Origin of the sequence: Synechococcus sp. R3-13 (assembly GCF_047462195.1) — a bacterium.
Taxonomy (GTDB): Bacteria; Cyanobacteriota; Cyanobacteriia; order Thermostichales; family Thermostichaceae; genus Thermostichus.
Window position 1 is genome coordinate 3145 of the sequence record NZ_JANSIO010000322.1, and the last position, 5069, is coordinate 8213.

At 59.6% G+C, this 5069-nt stretch carries 6 protein-coding genes; 1 reads left to right on the plus strand and 5 read right to left on the minus strand.

Features of this window, described 5'->3' with window-relative positions:
- Positions 1-39 precede the first annotated feature (39 nt).
- From NW856_RS10015 to groES, 5 genes are all read right to left on the minus strand, one after another.
- Complete coding sequence (locus tag NW856_RS10015; RefSeq protein ID WP_414400081.1) at positions 40-1203, minus strand: GuaB3 family IMP dehydrogenase-related protein; 1164 nt, start codon at positions 1201-1203, stop codon at positions 40-42.
- 102 nt (positions 1204-1305) lie between these two features.
- Positions 1306-2100 carry a DUF429 domain-containing protein gene (locus tag NW856_RS10020; protein WP_414400082.1) on the minus strand — a complete coding sequence of 265 codons (795 nt, stop codon included), beginning with the start codon at positions 2098-2100 and terminating at the stop codon, positions 1306-1308.
- A 91-nt stretch (positions 2101-2191) separates the two neighbouring features.
- On the minus strand, positions 2192-2386 hold the full coding sequence (locus tag NW856_RS10025) for a hypothetical protein (protein WP_414400084.1): 195 nt from the start codon (positions 2384-2386) through the stop codon (positions 2192-2194).
- Between the two features lie 50 nt (positions 2387-2436).
- Positions 2437-4071, minus strand: coding sequence for a chaperonin GroEL (gene groL / locus NW856_RS10030; protein ID WP_414400085.1), 1635 nt, complete (start codon positions 4069-4071; stop codon positions 2437-2439).
- Positions 4072-4161: 90 nt separating this feature from the next.
- A complete protein-coding gene (gene groES / locus NW856_RS10035; protein ID WP_011433225.1) occupies positions 4162-4473 on the minus strand; it encodes a co-chaperone GroES in 312 nt (103 codons plus the stop codon).
- A gap of 226 nt (positions 4474-4699) precedes the next feature.
- On the opposite strand from groES, the gene NW856_RS10040 reads away from it, so the two are divergent.
- Positions 4700-5069 (plus strand): PhzF family phenazine biosynthesis protein (locus tag NW856_RS10040; protein ID WP_414400086.1); only part of this gene is annotated, 370 nt, incomplete at its 3' end.

The following is a 5069-nucleotide window of genomic DNA, read 5'->3' on the forward strand; positions in this document are numbered from 1 at the left end:
GAGGGATCCCAGCCCACCGAGTTTAGCATTCCCAAAGGACTATTTCCCCATACCCAAGCTCTGCGCCTTCTGGTACACCTTGCCCTCGGTCAGGAGGGAGGGGGCGATGCAGATCTCCACCTGCTGCATTTCTCGAAGATTGGCAGCCCCCAGGGTGGCCATGCTGGTGCGCAGGGCGCCCAAGAGGTTGTGGGTACCGTCGTCCAGGCGGGCGGGGCCGCGCAAGATTTCTTCCAAGGTGCCGGTGGATCCCACGCGGATGCGGGTGCCGCGGGGCAAGATGGGGCTGGGGGTAGCCATGCCCCAATGAAAGCCGCGACCGGGGGCCTCATAGGCGCGGGCCAGGGGGGATCCGATCATCACTGCGTCCGCTCCACAGGCGATGGCCTTGCAAATGTCGCCACCGGTCACCAATCCCCCATCGGCAATGATGGGAACGTAGGCGCCGGTTTCCGCCAAAAACTGCTCCCGTGCAGCGGCACAGTCGGCGATGGCCGTAGCCTGCGGCACTCCCACCCCCAACACGCCTCGGGAAGTACAGGCAGCGCCAGGGCCGATCCCCACCAAGACACCGGCAGCTCCGGCCTGCATCAGCTCCAGAGCGACATCGTAGGTAACGCAGTTGCCCACCACAACAGGAATGGGCATCGACCGGCAAAATTGGGCCAGATCCAGCAGTTCCATGCCTTCGGGAACCTTGTGGTGAACGGAAACCACCGTGGCCTGGACGAAAAACAGATCCCCCCCGGCTTCCGCCACCAGGGGGCCGTATTGGGCGGCGTGGGCGGGCACGCAGCTAGCGGCGGCAATGGCGCCGGAGGCTTTAATCTGGCGGATGCGTTCTTGGATTAGCTCTGGCTTCACCGGCTCGCTGTAGAGGCGCTGCATTAGGGGCACAAACTCGTCTTTGCCCACCGACGCGATCTGAGCCAAAACCTCATCGGGATCAGCATAGCGGGTTTGGATCCCATCCAGGTTCAACACCCCGAAAGCTCCCAGCTCCGAGAGCAAAATGGCCATTCGCACATCCACCACGCCGTCCATAGCGCTGGCGATGATGGGGATTGGCCTTTGGATCCCTCCCAGGGTGAAGTGGGTATCCACCAGGCTGGGATCCAGCGTTCGTCTGCCTGGGGCCAGCGCGATTTCATCCAGCCCGTAAGCGCGTCTTGCCTGCCGATTGCGGCCCAGTTGCACGTCCATTTTTCCCCTATTCTGCGGATCCCTTGTTTTTATCATGCCGCCAAGGAGGGATCCAAGGCCAGCGAGAGTCTTGTTCTCTTGGCTGCGATCCCGGAGTGGGTCTCAATCAGCCTCAGAGGTTCGAGGGGGCAAGGGCGTGAAAATGTGCCCTTCTTGCAGGTTGCCGAAACTGCGGCAGCGCTCGGATCCCCAGCGGAACCCGTAGAGGGCGATGTAGGCACACATCAAGGCATCCACTTGATCTTCGTAGTTTTTGAGTCGACGGCCCTTGAGGGATCCCACCTCCACTTGAAGCAGCTCCTCGTGGCCCTGGAGAGCCGGGTCAGCGGCAGCCAGAGAGCGCAGATGATGCTGGTAAAGCTGCCAGGCTTGTTGCCGTTCCGGCCAGGTGCGTCGAGGGCGGGCCTTGTATTTTAGAGTGCGGCTGAGGCCAAAGAGGCTGACCAAGGCGCTGTGGGGGAAGACCTCGGTCACTTGGCGGGTAAGTTTTCCTCGCTTGATGCTGGCCTGCTCCCGAAAGCCATAACTGGCTAGGGCTTGCACCAAGGCTTCCCCTCTCACCTGGCCGTTTTTTTCTAGAAGCCGGCGGTTGGCTGGGTGGGCCCCGGCTGCGTAGGCGCGAAACACCCGGTTCAGTTCGGCCTCGGCCCGTCGCTGTCCGCTGAGGTTGGGGACGCGCAGGGGGGCATCCACCGCCACCAAGCAGGGATCTTCGCCCGCCTGAGCTTGAATGTAGTCCAGGATCTCCTCATCCGTTTGGAGAATGCGGCTATCGACCAGATGGCCTGTCAAGTTCTGCCTGCCGGGATCCCCGAGCTGGACTCGCAGCGTGGCCAGACCGGAAGGGTTGCGGGGCGACCAAGCCAGATCCAGGCCAATGCAAATCAACTGAGCCACACCGCCTTCCCCTTTTCCTCAAGTTCGACAGATCAAAGCCATTTCCAAGAGCCAGTTTGAGGCAGTTCCCGATTGCATGGCTCCGGCGCCCTCACCCCCAGCCCCTCTCCCAAAGGTAGAGGGGGATCAACGTCACAGACAGTTGTGCTGCTGTTGCATGGGTATTGGGAATGATCCCGCCAGCTCGCCTGTCTTGATAAAAAATAAAAATCCATAAAAAAGGGATCCCACCAGGGGATCCCGAAAGATTCATCCAAGATGCCTGGCCAGGAAGCGAAGTGCCCATAGGCTCTTCGGTGAGCCTCAGGGATCCACCTCGCTGTGGCGGTCAACGGATTAGTAGTCGTAGTCACTCATGCCGCTGCCGCTGCTTGCCGATGTGTTGGTTTTGGGCTCCGGCTTGTCCACCACGATCGCTTCAGTGGTCAGCACCATCCCCGCAATGGAAGCGGCGTTTTGCAGGGCAGAACGGGTAACCTTGGCCGGGTCTACAATGCCCGCCTCGAACATATCCACGAAGGCGTCGTTCTGAGCATCGTAGCCGGTGTTGAAGGGCTTATCTTTCACCCGCTCCAGCACAATGGAACCGTTTTGGCCGGCGTTCTCAGCAATGCGGCGCAGCGGAGCGCCCAGAGCGCGGGCGACCAGGTTGGCCCCCACCAGTTCATCGCCGGACAGGTTGGCTTGCGCCCACTCGGTTACCACTGGGATCAGGTGTGCCAAGGTGGTACCGCCGCCGGGAACGATCCCTTCTTCTACCGCCGCTTTGGTGGCGTTGATGGCATCTTCCAGGCGCAACTTGCGGTCTTTCATCTCGGTTTCAGTGGCCGCGCCCACTTTGATCACCGCTACACCGCCGGAGAGTTTGGCCAAGCGCTCTTGCAGTTTTTCTTTGTCGTAGGTGGAGTCGGTTTCCTCAATTTGGCGACGAATTTGCTCGCAACGGGCTTTCACAGCCGCTTCGTTGCCTTCCGCCACGATGGTGGTATTGTCTTTGGTTACCGTGACGCGACGGGCAGTGCCGAAGGAATCGAGGCGAGCGTTCTCCAGCTTCAGGCCGCGCTCTTCGCTGATTACCTCACCACCGGTCAGGATGGCAATGTCTTCCAGCATGGCCTTGCGGCGATCCCCAAAGCCAGGCGCTTTCACCGCCACCACGCTCAGCACACCCCGCAGCTTGTTCACCACCAGGGTAGCCAGCGCTTCTTTCTCGATGTCTTCGGCGATGATCAGCAGGGGACGACCGGCGCGGGCCACCTGCTCCAGAACCGGTACCAGGTCTTGCACCAGGGTGATCTTCTTGTCGGTGATGAGGATGTAGGGGTTTTCCAGAACCGCTTCCATCCGCTCGGTATCGGTGACGAAGTAAGGGGAGATGTAGCCCTTGTCGAAGCGCATCCCTTCCGTCACTTCCAGCTCGGTGGTCATGGACTTGCCTTCTTCCAGGGAGATCACCCCTTCGCGGCCCACCTTGTCCATGGCCTCGGCAATCATACGGCCCACTTCTTCATCGTTACCGGCGGAAATGGCCGCCACCTGGGCAATGGCTTTGGAATCTTCCACCGGGCGGGCATGTTCGGCGATTTTGTCTACCAAAAACTTCACCGCCTTGTCGATCCCCCGCTTTAGGGCAATCGGGTTGGCGCCGGCAGCCACGTTTTTCAGACCTTCTTTCACCATGGCGTGAGCCAAGACCGTGGCCGTGGTGGTGCCATCCCCAGCCGTGTCATTGGTCTTGGAAGCCGCCTGCCGGATCAAGGAAACGCCTGTGTTCTCAATGTGGTCTTCCAGCTCGATTTCTTTGGCAATGGTTACCCCGTCGTTGATGATTTGGGGGGCGCCAAACTTCTTCTCCAGCACGACGTTGCGCCCTTTGGGACCCAGGGTAACGGCTACGGCTTCTGCCAAAATATCCATGCCGTGCTCTAGAGCGCGGCGGGCTTCTTCACTGAAGATGATTGATTTGGCCATAGTCAACCTCTCCGATGCAAATGCAGGTAAGGGTGAAACAGAGTCTCAAGGATTCAATCGTTCGTTGAACTGCTGCTGAATCACTGACCATTACTGAACAATGGCGAGAATGTCTCGCTCGGCCAACAGCACATATTCATCGCTGCCCAGCTTGACTTCGGTTCCGGCATACTTGGAGTAGAGCACTTTGTCGCCGGCTTTCAGTTCCATCGGGATCAGCTTGCCCTCGTCGTTGCGCTTGCCAGGGCCAACAGCAACCACTTCCCCCACCTGGGGCTTTTCCTTGGCAGTGTCCGGCAAGAAGATCCCACCTGCGGTTTTCTCGTCCTGCTGAGCGATTTTGACCAGCACGCGGTCGCCCAGCGGCTTCAGGGTAGAGACGTTAAGAGCTACTGCAGCCATGACGAATGTCCTCCGTGATCCTAAAGCACGAAGCTGAAGTTTTCATTTCCATTAGTTCCACTTCCCCGAAGGGAAGCGACTTAGCACTCTCGACTTACGAGTGCTAGTTTATCAGCCAACTTTCTGGCCTGACAATAGCCTTTGTCAGCGGGATCCCGCTTTTGGCAGGTGCGGTCGGGGTGCGGATCCCCCTACTTTGGGGTCTGCTGTGGGATCATGACCTGAGTTGGGCTTGGTTGAGAAGGTGTGGATCCCGTTGTTTCAGGTGGATGCATTTACGGCGGTGCCTTTCGGCGGCAATCCGGCAGCGGTGTGTCTGCTGCCCCAGGAGTTGCCAGAGGCGCTGATGCAAGCCATTGCGGCGGAGAACAATGTATCGGAGACGGCTTTTTTACTTCCCCAGGGATCCCAGGGCGAGGTTCCCCACTATGGTCTGCGCTGGTTTACTCCCACCACCGAGGTGAATCTCTGTGGCCACGCCACCTTGGCCAGCGCCTATGTGCTGTTGACGGAGGTGCATCCCCAGGCGGAGAGGGTAGCCTTTTCCACCCGCAGTGGCCTGTTGCAGGTGCGGCGGCAAGGGGATCGCCTGGCCA

Excerpts from the sequence above, each read along its gene's own strand:
- NW856_RS10015 (WP_414400081.1), bottom strand. The coding sequence starts at position 1,203 with ATGGACGTGCAACTGGGCCGCAATCGGCAGGCAAGACGCGCTTACGGG.
- NW856_RS10025 (WP_414400084.1), bottom strand. The coding sequence starts at position 2,386 with ATGGGCACTTCGCTTCCTGGCCAGGCATCTTGGATGAATCTTTCGGGA.
- groL (WP_414400085.1), bottom strand. The coding sequence starts at position 4,071 with ATGGCCAAATCAATCATCTTCAGTGAAGAAGCCCGCCGCGCTCTAGAG.
- groES (WP_011433225.1), bottom strand. The coding sequence starts at position 4,473 with ATGGCTGCAGTAGCTCTTAACGTCTCTACCCTGAAGCCGCTGGGCGAC.